The 18055-nt window shown below is 60.6% G+C and carries 19 protein-coding genes; 14 read left to right on the top strand and 5 right to left on the bottom strand.

All coding sequences use genetic code 11. The annotated features are described in order from the left end of the window. The first annotated feature begins 20 nt into the window (after positions 1 to 20). The 11 genes from PSEUDOMOFG3G_RS15575 (at position 21) to PSEUDOMOFG3G_RS15525 (ending at position 13269) form a co-directional block, all read left to right on the top strand. On the top strand, positions 21 to 1523 hold the full coding sequence (locus tag PSEUDOMOFG3G_RS15575; RefSeq protein ID WP_076385268.1) for a CoA-acylating methylmalonate-semialdehyde dehydrogenase: 1503 nt from the start codon (positions 21 to 23) through the stop codon (positions 1521 to 1523). A gap of 30 nt (positions 1524 to 1553) precedes the next feature. Continuing rightward, positions 1554 to 2375 carry a TIM barrel protein gene (locus PSEUDOMOFG3G_RS15570; protein ID WP_139050519.1) on the top strand — a complete coding sequence of 274 codons (822 nt, stop codon included), beginning with the start codon at positions 1554 to 1556 and terminating at the stop codon, positions 2373 to 2375. Between the two features lie 166 nt (positions 2376 to 2541). Continuing rightward, positions 2542 to 4473 (top strand): 3D-(3,5/4)-trihydroxycyclohexane-1,2-dione acylhydrolase (decyclizing), encoded by a 1932-nt coding sequence (gene iolD / locus PSEUDOMOFG3G_RS15565; RefSeq protein ID WP_139050518.1) that lies wholly within the window; start codon positions 2542 to 2544, stop codon positions 4471 to 4473. 29 nt (positions 4474 to 4502) lie between these two features. Further along, entirely contained in the window at positions 4503 to 5513 is a 1011-nt protein-coding gene (locus tag PSEUDOMOFG3G_RS15560) for a Gfo/Idh/MocA family protein (RefSeq protein WP_139050517.1), read from the top strand. A 219-nt stretch (positions 5514 to 5732) separates the two neighbouring features. Beyond that, positions 5733 to 6785, top strand: a complete 1053-nt coding sequence (locus PSEUDOMOFG3G_RS15555; RefSeq protein ID WP_076385260.1) for a Gfo/Idh/MocA family oxidoreductase — start codon at positions 5733 to 5735, stop codon at positions 6783 to 6785. Between the two features lie 142 nt (positions 6786 to 6927). After that, positions 6928 to 7080 (top strand): hypothetical protein, encoded by a 153-nt coding sequence (locus PSEUDOMOFG3G_RS15550; protein ID WP_171061383.1) that lies wholly within the window; start codon positions 6928 to 6930, stop codon positions 7078 to 7080. 53 nt (positions 7081 to 7133) lie between these two features. Further along, the gene (locus PSEUDOMOFG3G_RS15545) at positions 7134 to 8060 is read left to right on the top strand and encodes a sugar ABC transporter substrate-binding protein (protein ID WP_139050516.1); all 927 of its coding nucleotides are present in this window, start codon (positions 7134 to 7136) and stop codon (positions 8058 to 8060) included. A 73-nt stretch (positions 8061 to 8133) separates the two neighbouring features. Next, positions 8134 to 9687 carry a sugar ABC transporter ATP-binding protein gene (locus PSEUDOMOFG3G_RS15540; RefSeq protein ID WP_047230206.1) on the top strand — a complete coding sequence of 518 codons (1554 nt, stop codon included), beginning with the start codon at positions 8134 to 8136 and terminating at the stop codon, positions 9685 to 9687. A 43-nt stretch (positions 9688 to 9730) separates the two neighbouring features. Beyond that, positions 9731 to 10753, top strand: coding sequence for an ABC transporter permease (locus tag PSEUDOMOFG3G_RS15535; protein WP_047230207.1), 1023 nt, complete (start codon positions 9731 to 9733; stop codon positions 10751 to 10753). Positions 10754 to 11079: 326 nt separating this feature from the next. Next, the gene (locus PSEUDOMOFG3G_RS15530) at positions 11080 to 11484 is read left to right on the top strand and encodes a TraR/DksA C4-type zinc finger protein (protein WP_003202859.1); all 405 of its coding nucleotides are present in this window, start codon (positions 11080 to 11082) and stop codon (positions 11482 to 11484) included. A gap of 162 nt (positions 11485 to 11646) precedes the next feature. Beyond that, entirely contained in the window at positions 11647 to 13269 is a 1623-nt protein-coding gene (locus PSEUDOMOFG3G_RS15525; protein WP_373685082.1) for a methyl-accepting chemotaxis protein, read from the top strand. Between the two features lie 88 nt (positions 13270 to 13357). Here the strand turns inward: PSEUDOMOFG3G_RS15525 and PSEUDOMOFG3G_RS15520 are convergent, their stop codons facing one another. The 3 genes from PSEUDOMOFG3G_RS15520 to PSEUDOMOFG3G_RS15510 all read right to left on the bottom strand — a co-directional run bounded on the left by PSEUDOMOFG3G_RS15520 (position 13358) and on the right by PSEUDOMOFG3G_RS15510 (position 14281). Continuing rightward, a complete protein-coding gene (locus PSEUDOMOFG3G_RS15520; RefSeq protein WP_139050515.1) occupies positions 13358 to 13594 on the bottom strand; it encodes a DUF2789 family protein in 237 nt (78 codons plus the stop codon). Positions 13595 to 13681: 87 nt separating this feature from the next. Next, positions 13682 to 13912, bottom strand: a complete 231-nt coding sequence (locus PSEUDOMOFG3G_RS15515) for a hypothetical protein (RefSeq protein ID WP_047230209.1) — start codon at positions 13910 to 13912, stop codon at positions 13682 to 13684. 132 nt (positions 13913 to 14044) lie between these two features. Continuing rightward, the gene (locus tag PSEUDOMOFG3G_RS15510) at positions 14045 to 14281 is read right to left on the bottom strand and encodes a hypothetical protein (RefSeq protein ID WP_139050514.1); all 237 of its coding nucleotides are present in this window, start codon (positions 14279 to 14281) and stop codon (positions 14045 to 14047) included. 430 nt (positions 14282 to 14711) lie between these two features. Here PSEUDOMOFG3G_RS15510 and PSEUDOMOFG3G_RS15505 point away from each other — a divergent pair, with 430 nt between their 5' ends. The 3 genes from PSEUDOMOFG3G_RS15505 (at position 14712) to PSEUDOMOFG3G_RS15495 (ending at position 16927) form a co-directional block, all read left to right on the top strand. Then, positions 14712 to 15161: a hypothetical protein gene (locus PSEUDOMOFG3G_RS15505; protein ID WP_047230210.1), complete on the top strand. Its 450-nt coding sequence runs from the start codon at positions 14712 to 14714 to the stop codon at positions 15159 to 15161. A 191-nt stretch (positions 15162 to 15352) separates the two neighbouring features. Next, entirely contained in the window at positions 15353 to 16363 is a 1011-nt protein-coding gene (locus tag PSEUDOMOFG3G_RS15500) for an ABC transporter substrate-binding protein (protein WP_139050513.1), read from the top strand. Positions 16364 to 16489: 126 nt separating this feature from the next. Further along, positions 16490 to 16927 carry a DUF3995 domain-containing protein gene (locus PSEUDOMOFG3G_RS15495; RefSeq protein ID WP_047230212.1) on the top strand — a complete coding sequence of 146 codons (438 nt, stop codon included), beginning with the start codon at positions 16490 to 16492 and terminating at the stop codon, positions 16925 to 16927. Between the two features lie 23 nt (positions 16928 to 16950). Here the strand turns inward: PSEUDOMOFG3G_RS15495 and PSEUDOMOFG3G_RS15490 are convergent, their stop codons facing one another. After that, on the bottom strand, positions 16951 to 17271 hold the full coding sequence (locus PSEUDOMOFG3G_RS15490) for an isochorismate lyase (protein WP_139050512.1): 321 nt from the start codon (positions 17269 to 17271) through the stop codon (positions 16951 to 16953). A 310-nt stretch (positions 17272 to 17581) separates the two neighbouring features. Next, entirely contained in the window at positions 17582 to 17857 is a 276-nt protein-coding gene (locus PSEUDOMOFG3G_RS15485) for a fructose-bisphosphate aldolase (RefSeq protein WP_139050511.1), read from the bottom strand. Positions 17858 to 18055: the final 198 nt, after the last annotated feature.

Here is an 18055-nt window from a genome sequence, read left to right as displayed (position 1 = left end):
TTGCACGGAGAACAAGAACAATGAGCGATGCCCCGGTAGTAGGCCATTACATCAACGGTCGAGTGCAGGACAGCGACACGGTGCGGTTCAGCAACGTCTTCAACCCGGCCACCGGCGCGATACAGGCCCGGGTGGCGCTGGCCGAACCGGGCACCGTCGAGGCCGCGGTGACCTCGGCGCTGGCGGCATTCCCGGGCTGGTCCGAGCAATCGTCATTGCGCCGTTCGCGGGTGATGTTCAAGTTCAAGGAATTGCTCGACCGCCATCACGACGAACTGGCGCAGATCATCAGTCGCGAGCACGGCAAGGTGCTGTCCGACGCCCACGGCGAAGTCACCCGCGGCATCGAGATCGTCGAGTACGCCTGCGGCGCGCCGAACCTGCTCAAGACCGATTTCAGTGACAACATCGGCGGCGGCATCGACAACTGGAACCTGCGCCAGCCCTTGGGTGTGTGTGCCGGAGTCACGCCGTTCAATTTTCCGGTGATGGTGCCGCTGTGGATGATTCCCCTGGCACTGGTCGCCGGTAACTGTTTCATCCTCAAGCCTTCGGAGCGTGACCCGTCCGCCAGTTTGCTGATGGCTCGGCTGTTGACGGAGGCCGGGTTGCCGGACGGTGTGTTCAACGTGGTCCAGGGCGACAAAGTGGCGGTAGATGCGCTGTTGCAGCACCCGCACATCGAGGCGATTTCTTTCGTCGGCTCCACGCCGATTGCCGAGTACATCCACCAGCAGGGCACGGCGAACGGTAAGCGCGTGCAGGCGCTTGGCGGGGCGAAAAATCACATGATCGTCATGCCCGACGCCGACCTCGACCAGGCGGCGGACGCATTGATCGGCGCGGCCTACGGCTCGGCCGGTGAACGCTGCATGGCGATTTCCATTGCCGTGGCGGTGGGGGACGTGGGCGATGAATTGATTGCCAAACTGTTGCCGCGCATCGATCAGTTGAAGATCGGCAACGGCCAGCAACCCGGCACCGACATGGGGCCGCTGGTGACCGCCGAGCACAAGGCCAAGGTCGAAGGCTTCATCGACGCCGGGGTCGCCGAGGGCGCGCGCCTGATCGTCGACGGCCGTGGTTTCAAGGTGCCGGGGGCCGAGCAGGGGTTCTTTGTCGGCGCGACGCTGTTCGACCAGGTCAGCGCCCAGATGAGCATCTACCAGCAAGAGATCTTTGGCCCGGTGCTGGGCATCGTACGCGTGGCGGATTTCGCCAGCGCCGTGGCCTTGATCAATGCTCACGAGTTCGGCAACGGCGTGTCCTGCTTCACCCGTGACGGCGGCATTGCCCGGGCGTTTGCCCGCAGCATCAAGGTCGGTATGGTGGGCATCAACGTGCCGATTCCGGTGCCCATGGCCTGGCATTCCTTTGGCGGCTGGAAGCGCTCGCTGTTTGGCGATCACCATGCCTACGGTGAAGAAGGTTTGCGCTTCTACAGCCGCTACAAAAGCGTGATGCAGCGCTGGCCCGACAGCATCGCCAAGGGCCCCGAGTTCAGCATGCCGACTGCCCAATAACCGTTTATGAATGCCGGAGGGATAACAACAATGAACAAGCCCCTGCGTTTTGCCTTGAACCGAATGGTTGCTCCGCGCCTGTCACTGCCCGATTTCATTGACCTGGCGCTGGCGCTGAAAACCGATGCCATCGAGATCCGCAACGATCTGAAGGGCGTCGAGATCGAAAACGGCATGCCACCGACACAGGTGCGTGAGTTGTGCGAGGAGCGGGGCATCAAGGTGTTGTCGATCAACGCGTTGTATCCCTTCGACGTATGGAACGAGGAGCGCCGTGCCCAAGCCGTGCGGCTGGCCGACTATGCCCGCGAATGCGGCGCCGAGGGGCTGGTGATGTGCCCGCTCAACGAGCGCGACGACCCGCGCGGCGGGGCCGAACGCGCGGCGGGGCTGCGCACGGCCCTCAGTGAACTGGCGCCGATCCTGCGGGCTTTCGGCATCTACGGTTTCATCGAGCCGTTGGGGTTTGAAGAGTGTTCGCTGCGACGCAAGCGCACGGCAGTGGAAGCGATCAAGGCCATTGGCGGGCTGGATGTGTTCCGTCTGGTGCATGACACCTTTCATCATCACCTGGCCGGTGAGCAGGAATTTTTCCCCGAGCTGACCGGGCTGGTGCACATCTCCGGTGTCGAGGATGCCCAGGCTCCCTTGACGACCATCCGCGACGGCCACCGCGTGCTGGTGGGCGAGGCCGACATTCTCGGCAATGCCGCGCAGATCGAGGCGTTGCGGGCCGGTGGTTACGAGGGCTACCTGTCCTTCGAACCGTTTGCCGAGAGCGTCCATGAACTGGCCGACATTCGCCAGGCATTGGGGGCGAGCATGAACCATCTGCAAAGCTCCCAGGCCTGACCCGACTTTCAAGAATGACGAAGCCCCCCTGTGGGAGCGAGCCTGCTCGCGATGGCGGCAGCACATTCAACAGATAAGTCGCCTGAAATACTGTTATCGCGAGCAAGCTCGCTCCCACAGTGGACTGAGCCAGCCGCCAAATTTGCATTCCAGACAAGGTGCAAGCATGACCACAACACGACTGACCATGGCCCAGGCCCTGGTGAAATTCCTCGATAACCAGTACGTCGAAGTCGATGGCGTCCAGAGCAAATTCGTCGCCGGGGTCTTTACGATTTTTGGCCACGGCAATGTGCTGGGCCTGGGTCAGGCGCTGGAGCAGGACAGCGGTGACCTGGTGGTCCATCAGGGTCGCAACGAGCAGGGCATGGCCCATGCTGCCATCGGTTTCGCCAAGCAGCATCTGCGCCGCAAAATCTACGCCTGTACTTCCTCGGTCGGCCCCGGCGCGGCGAACATGCTGACCGCCGCCGCCACCGCGACGGCCAATCGCATCCCGTTGCTGCTGTTGCCTGGTGATGTCTACGCCAGTCGCCAGCCGGACCCGGTGCTGCAGCAGATCGAACAGTTCCATGACCTGAGCATCAGCACCAACGATGCGTTCAAGGCCGTGAGCAAATATTGGGATCGCATCAACCGCCCCGAGCAACTGATGAGCGCCGCGATCCACGCCATGCGCGTGCTCACCGACCCGGCCGAAACCGGCGCGGTGACCCTGGCGTTGCCCCAGGACGTGCAGGCCGAAGCCTACGATTACCCCGATTACTTTCTGCAAAAGCGCGTTCACCGCATCGACCGTCGCCCGGCCACCGAAGCCATGCTCGGCGATGCCCAGGCGCTGCTCAAGGGCAAGCGCAAGCCGCTGATCATCTGCGGCGGCGGGGTGAAATACGCCGGGGCCAACGCAGCGTTGCAGGCTTTTGCCGAGCGCTTCGAAATCCCCTTTGCCGAGACCCAGGCCGGCAAGAGCGCGGTGGTGTCCAGTCATCCACTGAACGTCGGAGGCGTCGGTGAAACCGGTTGCCTGGCGGCGAACCTGCTGGCCAAGGAAGCGGACCTGATCATTGGTATCGGCACCCGCTACAGCGATTTCACCACCGGGTCCAAATGGCTGTTCCAGTATCCGGATGTGCAGTTTCTCAACCTCAACATCAGCCCTTGCGATGCCTTGAAGCTTGACGGTGTGCAACTGCTGGCCGACGCGCGCTCGGGCCTGGAGGCTTTGTCCGCCGCGATGGGTGACTATCGTGCCGAATGGGGCGGGCAGATCGCCGATGCCAAAGCCCAACTGGATGCCGAAGTGGACCGGATCTATCAGGCTGACTTCCAGACCCAGGACTTCGTCCCAGAGATCAACGATCACCTGGACCCGGCGGTGTTTCGCGAATTCATCGAACTCACCGGTTCCTGCCTGACTCAGAGCCGCGTGCTGGGCACCCTCAACCAAACCCTGGCCGATGAGGCGATCATCGTTGCCGCCGCCGGCAGCCTGCCCGGCGACTTGCAGCGCAGCTGGCGCAGCAAGGGGGTCAACACCTATCACGTCGAATACGGCTATTCATGCATGGGCTATGAGGTAAACGCGGCGCTGGGCGTGAAGCTGGCCGAGCCCGACAAAGAGGTCTATGCCCTGGTGGGTGATGGCTCCTACATGATGCTGCATTCGGAGCTGGCGACCTCGATCCAGGAGCGTCGCAAGATCAATGTGGTGCTGCTGGACAACATGACGTTCGGTTGCATCAACAATTTACAGATGGGCAACGGCATGGACAGCTTCGGCACCGAGTTCCGCTTCCGCAACCCGGACACCGGCAAGCTCGATGGCGGCTTCGTGCCGGTGGACTTCGCCATGAGCGCGGCGGCCTACGGCTGCAAGACCTACAAGGTCAAGACCCTCGACGAACTCCACGCGGCCCTGGCCGATGCGCGGCTGCAAACGGTCTCGACGCTCATCGATATCAAGGTCTTGCCCAAGACCATGATCCACAGCTACCTGTCTTGGTGGCGGGTCGGCGTGGCGCAAGTCTCCACCAGCGCGCGCACCGATGCGGCCGCCAAAACCCTCAATGAACGACTGGCCGAGGCTCGCCAGTATTAACAGCCCCAACCCTACGAAAGGAGTTTTTCATGTCTTTGAAGCTGGGCGTCATCGGCACCGGGGCCATCGGCCAGGACCATATCCGTCGTTGCAGCCAGACCTTGCTCAACAGCCAGGTGGTGGCGGTGACCGACATCAACCTCGTCCAGGCGGCGAAGGTGCTGGCCGACTTGAAACTGACCGCCGAGGTGTATCCCGACGGCCATGCCTTGATCAATGCGCCGGACGTTGAGGCGGTCCTGGTCACTTCCTGGGGGCCGAGCCACGAAGAGTTCGTGCTGGCGGCAATCGCGGCGGGTAAACCGGTGTTCTGTGAAAAGCCCCTGGCGGTCACGGCCGAAGGCTGTCGCAAGATCGTCGAAGCCGAAGTCGCCCATGGCAAGCGGCTGGTTCAGGTCGGTTTCATGCGCCCTTACGATGAAGGCTATCGAGCGCTCAAGGCGGTGATCGACAGCGGTCAGATCGGCGAACCGCTGATGCTGCACTGCGCGCATCGCAATCCGAGTGTGGGGGAGAACTACAAGACCGACATGGCGATCACCGACACACTGATCCATGAGCTGGATGTGCTGCGCTGGCTGCTGGCCGATGACTACGTTTCGGTGCAGGTGGTATTCCCGCGCAAGACCAGCAAGGCGCTGGCGCACCTGCGCGATCCGCAGATCGTGTTACTGGAAACCGCCAAGGGCACGCGCATTGATGTGGAGGTTTTCGTCAATTGCCAATATGGCTACGACATCCAGTGCGAAGTGGTGGGGGAGACGGGCATCGCCAAACTCCCAGAGCCGTCCCAGGTGCAACTGCGCAGTGGCGCCAAGCTGTCCAATGCGATCCTGATGGATTGGAAGGATCGTTTCATCGCGGCCTATGACGTCGAATTGCAGGCTTTCATCGACGGCGTGCGCGCCGGACAGGTGGGCGGGCCGTCGGCCTGGGACGGGTTCGCCGCGGCAGTGGCGGCGGATGCCTGTGTTCAAGCGCAGCAGAGTGGGCAGATCGTCAAGGTCGAACTGCCCGAACGCCCGCGTTTCTACGGCTAACCACAATCCGCTGTGGGAGCGGATTGACCTGAAGGTACTCCCACAAGGATTCGGTGGCGGACGCCGAATCTGTGAGCAGCCAAGAGCGCCTGTGGGAGCCGAGCTTGCTCGCGATGACGGCGGCACACTCAGCATCAATGCAAGCTGATCCACCGCCATCGCGAGCAAGCTCAGCTCCCACAGGGGTTGCATTCATTCAGTGATTAACCAGGAGCTTTCATGCGAATCGGACTAGTAGGCTACGGCAAGGGCGGACGGTTTTTCCATGCGCCGCTGATCAGCAGTCTGCCCGGGGCTACGTTTGTCGGCGTGGTGACGCGGTCCGCTGAGCGGCGCCAGCAACTGGCGAACGAGCACCCCCACGCCCAAGCCTTCGATACCCTCGAACAGTTGGTGGCCGCAGGCGTCGATGCGGTGGTGGTGTCCACGCCGCTGGACGGTCGCCCGGCCGTGGTCATGCAGGCCATTGAACTGGGTATTGCAGTGGTCAGCGACAAACCTTTCGCCCTTGATGCCGCACAGGCCGAGGCGATGGTGCTGGCCGCCGAGCAGCACAACGTGCCGCTGACCGTGTATCAGAACCGCCGCTGGGATTCGGACTACCTGACTTTGCGCAAACTGCTGGAGTCCGGTGCGCTGGGGCAGGTCATTCGCTTTGAGTCCAGCGTCGAGCGTTATTCGCCAACATCGGTCGGCAAAGGTAGCGGCGGCGGGTTTCTGCGGGACCTGGGTAGCCATCTGGTGGACCAGGCGCTGCAACTGTTCGGCCCGGTGACCAGGGTTTACGCCGAGTTGGATTACCGGCAACCCGGGCAGGTGTTCGACAACGGCTTTTTTATCTCCCTGACCCATGCCAGCGGCGTGCTTTCCCACCTGAGCGGCAGTTGCCTGCAAAACGCACCGCGCCCGCGCTTTCGGGTCAGCGGCACCGGAGGCTGCTACACCGTCGAGGGCCTGGACGGCCAGGAGGCCCAGGCGCTGGCCGGGTTGAGCCCGGCGACCGAGGGTGAGCGCTGGGGGAGCGAAGAGCATCGGCGCTGGGGCTGGTTCGAGCAAGGCAGCGAGCGCGAGCGTGTGGCGTCGGAGCGCGGCTGCTGGATGGCGTTCTACCAGCGCCTGCAAACCGCGTTGCAAGGCGTTGGTCCTTTGCCGGTGGAGGCTCGTGATGCCCTGGCCACCACTCGCATCCTCGACGCTGCAAGGCTGAGCGCCGAGCAGGGCGAAGTGGTGGTTTTGGCCACGTCTGTCGGCCATGGAATAAAAAACGAATAAAATTCTAAAATGAGTTGATATGGAAAATATTTTCCAATAAAGTCGATTCCAGGTTACCGACACCCCTGTTCGTCTTTTGCCAAGTCAGCCTTGAGCAAATGACGGACAAAACAAAAACAAGAAACACAGCCAGGTACCGTCGATGAAAACCTTCAGCCGTTCTGCGTTTCACCTGCCAAGCTCGCTGCGCCTGTGCGCAATCCTTCCCCTGTTCGAATCCCTGTGCATTCAGCGCAACGGCACCGTGGTGTGTTGCATGCCCGGTGCGCCCATCGTGCGTTTGCCCCGTTCCTGAGATCCATCACGCCTTATCCATAAAACCAACAAAAAAGTGGAGAAAGACCGTTCATGAAGACCAAGACCCGTATCGCCTCGCTGGCCCTGTCGTTGATGCTCACCAGCGGCGCCGCCCTGGCGGACCTGAAGATCGGCGTCAGCATGTCCCAGTTCGATGACACCTGGCTGACGTACCTGCGTGAGTCGATGGACAGCAAAGCCAAGTCCCTGCCGGATGGCGTCACCTTGCAGTTCGAAGACGCACGCAGTGATGTGGTCAAGCAACTGAGCCAGGTGGAAAGCTTTATCAGCCAGAAGGTCGACGCAATCATCGTCAACCCGGTGGACACTGCCGCCACCCAGCGCATTACCAAGGCCGCGGTCGCCGCCGGGATCCCGTTGGTGTACGTCAATCGCCGTCCCGACGACCTGAAACTGCCCGCAGGCGTGGTGACCGTGGCGTCCGACGATCTGGAAGCCGGCCGGATGCAAATGCAATACCTGGCCGACAAAATGTCGGGCAAGGGCAACATCGTGATTCTGCTGGGTGACCTGGCGAACAACTCCACCACCAACCGCACCAAGGGTGTCAAGGAAGTGCTGGCCAAGTACCCCGACATCAAGATCGAACAAGAGCAGACCGGTATCTGGTCGCGGGATAAAGGCATGACACTGGTGAACGACTGGCTGACTCAGGGCCGCGAGTTCAATGCCGTGGTCTCCAACAATGACGAAATGGCCATCGGCGCGGCCATGGCACTCAAGGGTGTCGGCAAGGAGAAAGGCAGCGTACTGATCGCCGGGGTCGATGGCACGCCGGACGGCCTGAACGCCGTGAAGAAAGGCGAGATGGCGGTCTCGGTGTTCCAGGACGCCAAGGGCCAGGCCGACGGTTCGATCGACACGGCGGTGAAAATGGTCAAGAAACAGCCGGTCGAGCAGGCCGTATGGGTGCCGTATCGCCTGATCACGCCGGAAAACGTCGATCAGTTCAAGTGACGTTTAACGTACTGCTACCACAACAATAAACAGGCGAGGTCGCCCACTGACCTTGCCGAGGGAGTACCTGATCATGTTCGCTTCAGCGACTGCTTCGAGCGCCCCGGCGATGACTTTCCGGCCGGACGTAATGCCTGATGAACCGTATCTGCTGGAAGTCGTCAACGTCAGCAAAGGCTTTCCCGGCGTGGTGGCCCTGTCGGATGTGCAATTGCGGGTGCGCCCCGGTTCCGTGCTGGCTTTGATGGGCGAGAACGGTGCGGGCAAATCCACCCTGATGAAAATCGTGGCCGGCATCTACCAGCCGGACGCCGGTGAACTGCGCCTGCGGGGCAAGCCGGTGAAGTTCGACACACCTCTGGCAGCCCTGCAGGCCGGCATCGCGATGATCCACCAGGAACTGAACCTGATGCCCCACATGAGCATCGCTGAAAACATCTGGATCGGCCGCGAGCAGCTCAACGGCCTGCATATGGTCGATCACGGGGAAATGCACCGCTGCACCGCCAAGTTGCTGGAGCGCCTGCGTATCAACCTCGATCCTGAAGAGCAGGTGGGCAACCTGAGCATTGCCGAGCGGCAGATGGTCGAGATCGCCAAGGCGGTGTCCTACGACTCTGACATTCTGATCATGGACGAGCCGACCTCGGCCATCACCGAGACGGAGGTCGCCCATCTGTTTTCGATCATCGCCGACCTCAAGTCTCAGGGTAAGGGCATCATCTACATCACCCATAAAATGAACGAAGTGTTCGCCATCGCCGATGAAGTCGCGGTGTTTCGCGACGGCGCCTACATCGGCCTGCAACGGGCCGACAGCATGGACGGCGACAGCCTGATATCAATGATGGTCGGGCGCGAACTGAGCCAGTTGTTCCCGGAACGGGACAAACCCATCGGCGATCTGGTGCTGTCGGTGCGTGATTTGAGCCTGGAGGGCATTTTCAAGAATGTGTCCTTCGACTTGCATGCCGGAGAAATCCTGGGCATTGCCGGGCTGATGGGCTCGGGCCGGACCAACGTGGCCGAGGCGATCTTCGGCGTGACGCCCAGCACAGGCGGCGAGATCCTGCTCGACGGGCAACCGGTGCGCATCAGCGACCCGCACATGGCCATCGAGAAGGGGTTCGCGCTGTTGACCGAGGATCGCAAGCTCAGTGGCCTGTTCCCGTGCCTGTCGGTGCTGGAAAACATGGAAATGGCCGTGTTGCCCCATTACGTCGGCAACGGCTTCATCCAGCAGAAAGCCTTGCGCGCGTTGTGCGAAGACATGTGCAAGAAGTTGCGGGTCAAGACTCCGTCCCTGGAACAGTGCATCGACACCTTGTCCGGCGGCAACCAACAGAAGGCCCTGCTGGCCCGATGGCTGATGACCAACCCACGCATCCTGATCCTCGACGAGCCGACCCGTGGCATCGACGTTGGCGCCAAGGCCGAGATCTACCGGCTCATTTCCTACCTCGCCAGCGAAGGCATGGCGGTGATCATGATTTCTTCGGAGCTGCCGGAAGTACTGGGCATGAGCGACCGGGTGATGGTGATGCATGAAGGTGACCTGATGGGCACGCTGGACCGTAGCGAGGCGACCCAGGAGCGGGTGATGCAGTTGGCTTCTGGCCTGTCCTGATAATTGAGGGCGCAAGCTCGCCACAGAGAAAAAGGTGAATGCTATGAACGCGATACTGGAAAACAAACCCGCGGCCGCACCGGCCAGGACGCGTCGGCGGCTGCCGACGGAACTGAGTATCTTCTTGGTGCTGATCGGCATCGGCCTGGTGTTCGAAGTGTTTGGTTGGATCATGCGCGACCAGAGTTTCCTGATGAACTCCCAGCGCCTGGTGCTGATGATCCTGCAAGTGTCGATCATCGGTCTGCTGGCCATCGGTGTGACCCAGGTGATCATCACCACCGGTATCGACCTGTCGTCCGGCTCGGTGCTGGCGTTGTCGGCCATGATCGCCGCCAGCCTGGCCCAAACCTCGGATTTCACCCGGGCGGTGTTTCCTTCCCTGACTGACTTACCGGTGTGGATACCGGTGGTGGCGGGGTTGGGCGTTGGGCTGTTGGCCGGAGCGATCAACGGCAGCATCATCGCCATCACGGGTATCCCGCCCTTTATTGCCACCCTCGGCATGATGGTCTCGGCCCGCGGTCTGGCGCGTTACTACACCGAAGGCCAGCCGGTGAGCATGTTGTCCGATTCCTATACCGCCATCGGCCATGGCGCCATGCCGGTGATCATTTTCCTGGTGGTGGCGGTGATCTTCCATATTGCCCTGCGCTACACCAAGTACGGTAAGTACACCTACGCCATCGGCGGCAACATGCAGGCGGCACGCACCTCGGGCATTAACGTCAAACGCCATCTGGTGATCGTCTACAGCATCGCCGGGCTGCTAGCGGGGCTGGCCGGGGTGGTGGCCTCGGCGCGGGCCGCCACCGGGCAGGCCGGCATGGGCATGTCCTATGAGCTGGACGCGATTGCTGCGGCCGTGATCGGCGGCACTAGCCTGGCCGGTGGGGTGGGGCGCATCACCGGAACGGTGATCGGCGCGCTGATCCTCGGGGTCATGGCCAGTGGCTTCACGTTCGTCGGCGTGGATGCCTACATTCAGGACATCATCAAGGGCTTGATCATTGTGGTGGCGGTGGTCATCGACCAGTACCGCAATAAGCGCAAACTCAAACGCTGAAGGTCCCTACGCTGCGACAAAGCGCCACGCCTGACCCGCGTGGCGTTGCCATTTGTCTTCTTGATACAGCTATTGAATCGAATTTCTTGTTATAAACGCACTCCGATGACTGCCAAAAGCTTGTCAGAGAACATTTAGAAGGGTTGTCGGACATTTTCCCTATGTTTTCAGTTGCTGAGGCTTCGACTCGGCCTTAGACTGCCGCCCCTCGTAAATTGAGTGCCGGGTGGCGCTTGGAATAGACGGCGCCTTCCCGATGAGCGTGGCAGCGCGCTGCGGGACGCTTCATAATTCGCCTTAATGCACGTTTTTTTATAGAGAAATCAATGACAAAGGAAAAGTTGCTGGCCATGCCGGCGGATGACTACATGAATGCCGAGCAGCTGGCTTTCTTCACCAAGCTGTTGCAGAACATGAAAGTGGAAACCCACGAGCGCATCGAACAGAACCGAATCGCCATTGAGAGCCTGGATACCCCGGCTGACCCGGCGGACGCTGCTTCCGTAGAAGAAGAGCGGACCTGGTTGGTCAACGCCATCGATCGCGACCAGCGCATGCTGCCTCAGCTGGAGCAGGCCCTGGACCGTATCAACGACGACAGCTTCGGCTGGTGTGATGACAGCGGCGAGCCGATCGGCCTCAAGCGCCTGCTGATCAGCCCGACCACCAAGTACTGCATCGAAGCGCAGGAACGTCACGAGCAGATCGACAAGCACCAGCGTCAGGCCTGATCCGCGTTTCAGAAAAGATCGCAGCTTTCTTCGGGAAGCTGCGATCTTTTGCTTTTGTCTGCGCCTGTTCGTCTACTTCCGTTGACCCCCCGCAAGAACGCGACTAATGGACCATGGATAATGGCTCCGTAGTGGCGTTTAATGCAGGCATAACAACGAGAAATGTGGGTGATCAACATGGCGACAGACGGTTCCGTGGCGAATGCGGCGCAGGTGCAGGTGCCTGTAACCAACAGCATGGCGCGCTGGTTGACGCCGACCTTGCAGAGTCTGGCGCTGACATTGCTGCTGTGCGGCATGACGTTGGGCGGCTGGTCGTTGTATCTGGGCCTGCCCCTGGCGATGCTCATCGTCTGGCTGCCGCGCCTGCGCTCGCGCCTGGCCGCTGCGCCTGAGCCGGTAGCCGCGGACAAGTTGGCCGAGCTGACCCGTGATCTGTCCTACACCACCAGCCATAACGCGTTGTCGGCGGCCGGCGTCGCCTATTCGGTCAAACAACTGGCTGGCAAGGTCCAGTCGCAGCTCGACGCGGCGGCGCAGATCGTCGGTAATGCCGAATCGATGATCACCACTGAACAGGCCACCTCGCAACTCAGCCAGCAGGCCCTGAGTGCCGCCAGTGAGGCCCATCGCAGCAGCGTTGCCGGGCGCAGCGAACTGGTGGAGTCCATCAGCCGGATGCATCAGCTCAGCCAGCGCGCGAACGACAGCCGCGAGTTGATCGAGGCGCTGAGCGTGCGCAGCGATGAAATCCAGCGGGTCAGCCTGGTGATTCAGTCGATCGCCAGCCAGACCAACCTCCTGGCGCTCAACGCGGCCATCGAAGCTGCACGGGCCGGTGAGCACGGTCGCGGCTTCGCGGTGGTGGCGGACGAGGTCCGTGGACTGGCCGGGCGTACGGCCGCGGCCACCGGCGAGGTCGGGGTCATGGTTGCGGATATCCAGCAGCGCACCGCCCAGGTGGTGGAGCAGATCCGGCAACTGGCCAGCGACCTGGACAGTGGCGTGCAGCAGGTCGAGCACACCGGTCAGCACCTGGAAAACATAGCCCGGCTGGCGGCCGGCGTTGAAACCCAGGTCAGTGCCATCGCCCAAGGCACTGACACCAATCGCGAACAACTCGACAGCCTGTTTCACGCCATCGAACAGATGCGCAGTGACCTGTCCATCAGCGACCAGCAGACCCAGCGCCTGGCCCAAGCGGCAGTGCAAATGGAGGGCCAGGCCGAAACCATCAGCGAACGCCTGGCTGAGGTTGGCCTGGACGATTATCACCAACGGGTCTACGACCTGGCGCGGGAAGGGGCGAGCCAGATCGCGGCCCAGTTCGAGGCAGACATTGACCAGGGCCGTGTCAGCCTGGAGGACCTGTTCGACCGCAGCTACCAGCCCATCCCCAATACCCAGCCCGCCAAGTTCCAGACCCGTTTCGACCGCTACACCGATCAGGTCCTGCCAGCTATCCAGGAACCTTTGCTCGCCCGGCACGAAGGCCTGGTATTCGCCATTGCCTGTACCCAGGAAGGTTATGTACCGACCCACAACAAGGTCTTCAGCCAACCCCTGACCGGTGATCCGCAAGTGGATACGGTGAACAATCGCACTAAACGCAAGTTCTCCGACCGCACCGGGATTCGTTGCGGTAGCCACCAGCAGCCTGTGCTGTTGCAGACCTACACTCGAGACACGGGTGAGCTGATGCATGACCTTTCCGTGCCGATCATGCTCAAGGGGCGTCATTGGGGTGGTTTGCGGCTGGGTTATAAGCCCGAGAAGCCGCGCTAGGCTGGCCAGCGCTGGGGGGCCTGGGCACGGCTGCTGCGCAGCCGAGCGGAAGCAAGCTCCCTTGTCACAGGGGTTAAAGGGTTGAGGGTTATTTACCGTCGTGCAAGCGGACATTCAATTGATCCACCAGCACTGCCTCCTCGCCGTCAGCGAGCAGCCATTCGCGCAGTAGATCCTTCTGTTGCTCCGACCAGAAGCCGGCCTCCACCAGTTTGATCTCCGGCTCCAGCGGATGGGCCATGATGAAGTCATCAATGGCTTTGTCATCCGAAGGCAGGCCGAGTTGATCGAACAAGGTACTCAGTTCGTGCGAGGGCTGTTCCATGGGGTTCTCCTTTGGGCGGGCGCCGTCATGGCGCCTCGGTTGCTTCCCTTTATCTGAGGCAAACGCCCGTCAGGAGTTCGATCGGGTTCAGGCTTTCAACGCGCCTTCATCCACCGCGAGTTTCAGGGCTTTTGCCGCTGCCCGCGCAGCCTCGGCGGCGAGTTCGGGGGTTTTGAACCAGCGATCCTTTTCCACCTGATGATAACGGGTGGTGGTCAAGGGGGGCTTGGCGCGCATCACGATGACGGCCTGGAATTCGCCTTCGACCTCTCTGGCCTCACCCCGGATGAAAAACTCGCCAATATCAAATTCCGTCACGTCGCGCCTTTCCTTCACAAGTCATAGTATGGGTGCGCGATCGTCAATGGGGGACGGTCTTCGCTGGGCAGGCAGTATGGCAGCAGTTGCCTGTCGTGGCTGAGTTAAGTGATGGGCGTGTGGTATCTCAGGTCAAACGCTTCGTTCCAGACGCCTGGCCAGGTAACAGGCCTCGTTATGATCGGTACGGAAACCTCTTACACGGCCAGTCGAGGTTTCTTCAATATGGAAAAAGCACTTGCCGGCCAGAACCACCCGATAACGCGGTTGAAACAAAGAAACCGGCAGGTAATGGACTTGGTCAAACCCGTCAGGCTTGTCAGCGATGCAAGGGGTGAGGGGTTGGGTCAGGGTTGTGAAAGTGGCCATGTGAATTCCTTTTCTATGGTTTACCGACGAATTACCGAGTGTTTTGAGTAGTCTCCACGCCTGCGGCTGCTCTAGAATCGGCAGCACCGTGTGGATGGCTGTGCCTATCTAAAGCAATTTTTTTTGCCCTCGATGTCAGAAAAATGCTTTTCTAAGTGAGAAATTTCCCTAAAGTTAGTAGTCCCACCTTTTCCGATGCTCAGAGTGGCGTTTTCCTTCAGCCTCTGACGACCCCGCGGGAAAGACGGCGAGAGTGGCAATCCTTTAGTCTTCTCTCGCCCCGGGGCAGGGCACGCCGTTCACTTCGAATTTTCAGTTACAGGTCCACTGCGACACACACAGTCGGCACGGGTTCTCGTGGTCCGTCCTTTTCAGAGGGCGGGCCGTTTACAAAGATGGGGATGTTTCCTTGGCAGTAAGTAATCTCGACATGCATGCGTTATTCGTACTTGGTGATCTGCGGGCAAAGCTGGTCAAGCAGTTCCAGTCGCGCTTCGTCTACATCACCGAGCAAACCGCCGAAGGTATTTATGTTGCCGAAATCGATACTGAATCGGCCCTGGTGGTCGATGACAAACCCAGGCTTGAACTCAAAGTCGGTGATCATTTTCGTGCAGCGGTATTGCCCAGCCGTGAAGGTGGCAAGTTTGAAATCCGCTTTCGCGATATCAAGCTGACGGTCTATGGCCTTGGGGATTACGCCTTCGTGGCCACCCCCGGTGGCCACGCGATCCTGTTCAAGGAAGGGCACAGCGTGCTGACTGTTTTCGCCGCCAACGAGCAGTTGCACGAGGGCCTGACCAAGACCCTCAAGGCCGTGACCGCCAAAGCCGCCAAGTGGCGCAAAGGTGAACTCGTCACCTTCAAGGCCAGCGAGTGATGTGCACCTCGTCTGCCCGATGGATGTGATAGGCGGGCTGACACAGCGTTCGGGTTTTGCGCCCTGCTAACGGTTTTCGCAAGGTCTGCGTGGAACCTCGGCTACAGTGAGTTGACTGAACTAATCAGAGGCTTGCGTCCGGTTACGCAGGACCGTTGAGCTATCGCTGTGTCTGGTACGAGGTGCAACGCATGAAACGAGTTAGACAGTGGCTGGCTGCCTGGGCCACCTGTGCGGTGTTGGTTTCGTCACTTCCGGCATCGGCCGCGCAGGCGCCGATCCATTTTGCCGACCTGAATTGGGAAAGCGGCAGTCTGATCACCGATATCCTGCGGGTCATCGTCGAAAAGGGTTATGGGCTGCCGACCGACACATTGCCGGGCACCACCATTACCCTGGAAACGGCGCTGGCCAACAACGACATCCAGGTGATCGGGGAAGAATGGGCCGGTCGCAGCCCGGTGTGGGTCAAGGCCGAGGCCGAAGGCAAGGTGATCGCCTTGGGCGATACCGTCAAGGGTGCGACCGAAGGCTGGTGGGTCCCGGAGTATGTGATCAAGGGCGACCCGGCCCGGGGCATCAAGCCTCTGGCGCCGGATTTGCGCAGCGTCGAAGACCTGGCGCGCTACAAGCATGTCTTCAAAGACCCGGAAAGCCCCAGCAAGGGTCGCTTCCTCAACAGCCCCATCGGCTGGACCTCCGAAGTGGTCAACAAGCAGAAGCTCAAGGCCTATGGGTTGTCCGACAGCTATGTGAATTTCCGAAGTGGTTCGGGGGCGGCGCTGGATGCGGAGATCAGCTCGTCGATCCGCCGGGGCAAGCCGATCCTGTTTTACTACTGGTCGCCTACACCGCTGCTGGGACGTTTCAAGTTGGTGCAGTTGCAAGAGCCTGCGTTCGATGCCGAGGCCTGGAAAACCCTGACCGATGCCGACAACCCCAACCCCAAGCCAACCCGCTCCCTGGCCTCGAAGCTGTCGATTGGCGTATCCGCGCCGTTTCAGAAGCAACACCCGGACATTGCCGAGTTCTTCAGTAAAGTCGACCTGCCGATCGAGCCGTTGAACAAGGCCCTGGCCGACATGAGCGAAAAGCACACACCGCCGCGTGAAGCCGCCGAGGCGTTCCTCAAGGCCCATCCACAGGTCTGGCAGGCCTGGGTGCCCAAGGAGGTTGCCGACAAAGTCGCCGACGGTCTGTAGCGCGTCAGGTTGAACTCTTGATCTTGAGCAATGCGTCATTCGCCGAAAACCGGCAGTCTGCGCCCGTGCGGCGAAATGCCGAATTCGAGCTAGGATGATTGTTCAACCTTTCAAGGAGGCTGGCGAATGACGCTTTTAGTGGCTCGGTCGCTGGTCGCAGTATTTGCGACCATCAGCTTGATTCATTTGTATTGGGCCCTGGGCGGGCGATGGGCGGCCCTGGCGGTCGTGCCTCAGGTTCCGGTGAGGCAAGGAGAGTCGCTGCGTCCGGCGTTCAACCCATCGGGATGGCTGACGCTGCTGGTGGCCCTCGCGTTGCTGCTGATTGCAGTTCTGGTGTGCCTGCGGGTCGGCTTGCTGGCACCGCCCGTCACCCATCGGGCGTTGCAATGGCTGATCAGCGCGATCGCCTTGCTGATGTTCGCCCGCGCCATTGGCGAATCGAACCTGGTGGGTTTCTTCAAGGAGGTCAAGGGCTCGACGTTCGCCAAGCTCGACACCTGGGTCTATTCACCGTTATGTGTCGTGCTTGGCGCCGGCCTGTTGACGGTTGCCTGGGCCTGAGCGCAGGGCGCTTGTCGTGTCGATCAGGTCCCGGATCGAAGAGCCGTCCAGTGTTCCATCTCCTGGGCGATGAAGTGATTCACCAGGTCACTGTACATTTTCTCGATCGCATCCGGGCTAAGGCCCTCGGCCTCGGCCCACTGGCGCCGGGTCGCCAGCATGGCCTGGAAGCGCTCCGGCGCACGCACCGCCGTGGCTGAGGTCTTGAACTTCGACGCTGCCAGTACGTACTGAAAGCGTTGGCCCAGCAGTTTGATAACGGCCTGGTCAAGGGCATCGATCTCGCGTCGGATGTCTTCCATATTCGCGCAATCGCAGGGTTGTAGCTGAGTGTGGACTTCCATGCAGTCACTCCTTGTTGAAGTAGGAACGGCCCAATCCGAGCCGATCTTCGATAAGACAGGAAACACCTTGCGCAAGCAAGGTCCCGTCGCCACAGAGGTAAATTCCTACGAGATTTTCGGATCACCTCTTGCCGCACCGCTGTGAGTGCACGGCTTTCTGTGGGAGCAAAGCTTGCTCGCGATGCAGGCCCCTCGGCCCCCCGGAAGACCGCGTCATCTTCATCGCGGGCAAGCCTTGCTCCCACAGAAGGCTTGCGCTGAGATTTTTCGGAGTTTTTCTAGCGACAGCTGCGAAAACACAACTGTTCGTTTAGCCTTCGAGCCCGCGCTGTTCGATCACACCAAACACATCCGCCACGTCCTGTACCAGAATCCGGGCGACGTTGGTGAGGGTGTTGATGTCGCTCGTCGCTGAATCGCGCAGGCTGGAGCAGGCCACCAGCGTCAGATAGTCGAGCGTGGCGTGCAGGCGTTCGCTGGCGCAGGCATGGAGTTCGGGTAGTGGAGCGTGGGTGTCGATCAGCAGGACGGGGTGAGAGGTGGCGGTTTGGGTGAGTGGGGTGAAGCGTTGATCGTGTTTGCTCATGGCTTTAGTTACTCATCTTCGTATCAAAGAAAAAGCTACTACGATCCGCTGCGAAACGGTTGGGTGGTAGCTGCGCGCGGGTTCGCAGACCGAGGATACGAAGGAACCCGGCAGACCAGAAGGTCTCCCACGCACAGCCACCATAAAAATGACGTCGAACGCCAACGGCGCACATTGTTACTTTTATGATGCTTGGTT

Source organism: Pseudomonas sp. FG-3G, from assembly GCF_901007645.1.
Taxonomy (GTDB): domain Bacteria; phylum Pseudomonadota; class Gammaproteobacteria; order Pseudomonadales; family Pseudomonadaceae; genus Aquipseudomonas; species Aquipseudomonas rhizophila.
This window is presented reverse-complemented; position numbering and strand designations above follow the sequence as displayed.

Bases quoted from the DNA above. Each gene is read 5' to 3' on its own strand.
- PSEUDOMOFG3G_RS15575 (WP_076385268.1), top strand. From the start codon at position 21: ATGAGCGATGCCCCGGTAGTAGGCCATTACATCAACGGTCGAGTGCAG.
- PSEUDOMOFG3G_RS15570 (WP_139050519.1), top strand. From the start codon at position 1,554: ATGAACAAGCCCCTGCGTTTTGCCTTGAACCGAATGGTTGCTCCGCGC.
- iolD (WP_139050518.1), top strand. From the start codon at position 2,542: ATGACCACAACACGACTGACCATGGCCCAGGCCCTGGTGAAATTCCTC.
- PSEUDOMOFG3G_RS15560 (WP_139050517.1), top strand. From the start codon at position 4,503: ATGTCTTTGAAGCTGGGCGTCATCGGCACCGGGGCCATCGGCCAGGAC.
- PSEUDOMOFG3G_RS15555 (WP_076385260.1), top strand. From the start codon at position 5,733: ATGCGAATCGGACTAGTAGGCTACGGCAAGGGCGGACGGTTTTTCCAT.
- PSEUDOMOFG3G_RS15550 (WP_171061383.1), top strand. From the start codon at position 6,928: ATGAAAACCTTCAGCCGTTCTGCGTTTCACCTGCCAAGCTCGCTGCGC.
- PSEUDOMOFG3G_RS15545 (WP_139050516.1), top strand. From the start codon at position 7,134: ATGAAGACCAAGACCCGTATCGCCTCGCTGGCCCTGTCGTTGATGCTC.
- PSEUDOMOFG3G_RS15540 (WP_047230206.1), top strand. From the start codon at position 8,134: ATGTTCGCTTCAGCGACTGCTTCGAGCGCCCCGGCGATGACTTTCCGG.
- PSEUDOMOFG3G_RS15535 (WP_047230207.1), top strand. From the start codon at position 9,731: ATGAACGCGATACTGGAAAACAAACCCGCGGCCGCACCGGCCAGGACG.
- PSEUDOMOFG3G_RS15530 (WP_003202859.1), top strand. From the start codon at position 11,080: ATGACAAAGGAAAAGTTGCTGGCCATGCCGGCGGATGACTACATGAAT.
- PSEUDOMOFG3G_RS15525 (WP_373685082.1), top strand. From the start codon at position 11,647: ATGTGGGTGATCAACATGGCGACAGACGGTTCCGTGGCGAATGCGGCG.
- PSEUDOMOFG3G_RS15520 (WP_139050515.1), bottom strand. From the start codon at position 13,594: ATGGAACAGCCCTCGCACGAACTGAGTACCTTGTTCGATCAACTCGGC.
- PSEUDOMOFG3G_RS15510 (WP_139050514.1), bottom strand. From the start codon at position 14,281: ATGGCCACTTTCACAACCCTGACCCAACCCCTCACCCCTTGCATCGCT.
- PSEUDOMOFG3G_RS15505 (WP_047230210.1), top strand. From the start codon at position 14,712: ATGCATGCGTTATTCGTACTTGGTGATCTGCGGGCAAAGCTGGTCAAG.
- PSEUDOMOFG3G_RS15500 (WP_139050513.1), top strand. From the start codon at position 15,353: ATGAAACGAGTTAGACAGTGGCTGGCTGCCTGGGCCACCTGTGCGGTG.
- PSEUDOMOFG3G_RS15495 (WP_047230212.1), top strand. From the start codon at position 16,490: ATGACGCTTTTAGTGGCTCGGTCGCTGGTCGCAGTATTTGCGACCATC.
- PSEUDOMOFG3G_RS15490 (WP_139050512.1), bottom strand. From the start codon at position 17,271: ATGGAAGTCCACACTCAGCTACAACCCTGCGATTGCGCGAATATGGAA.
- PSEUDOMOFG3G_RS15485 (WP_139050511.1), bottom strand. From the start codon at position 17,857: ATGAGCAAACACGATCAACGCTTCACCCCACTCACCCAAACCGCCACC.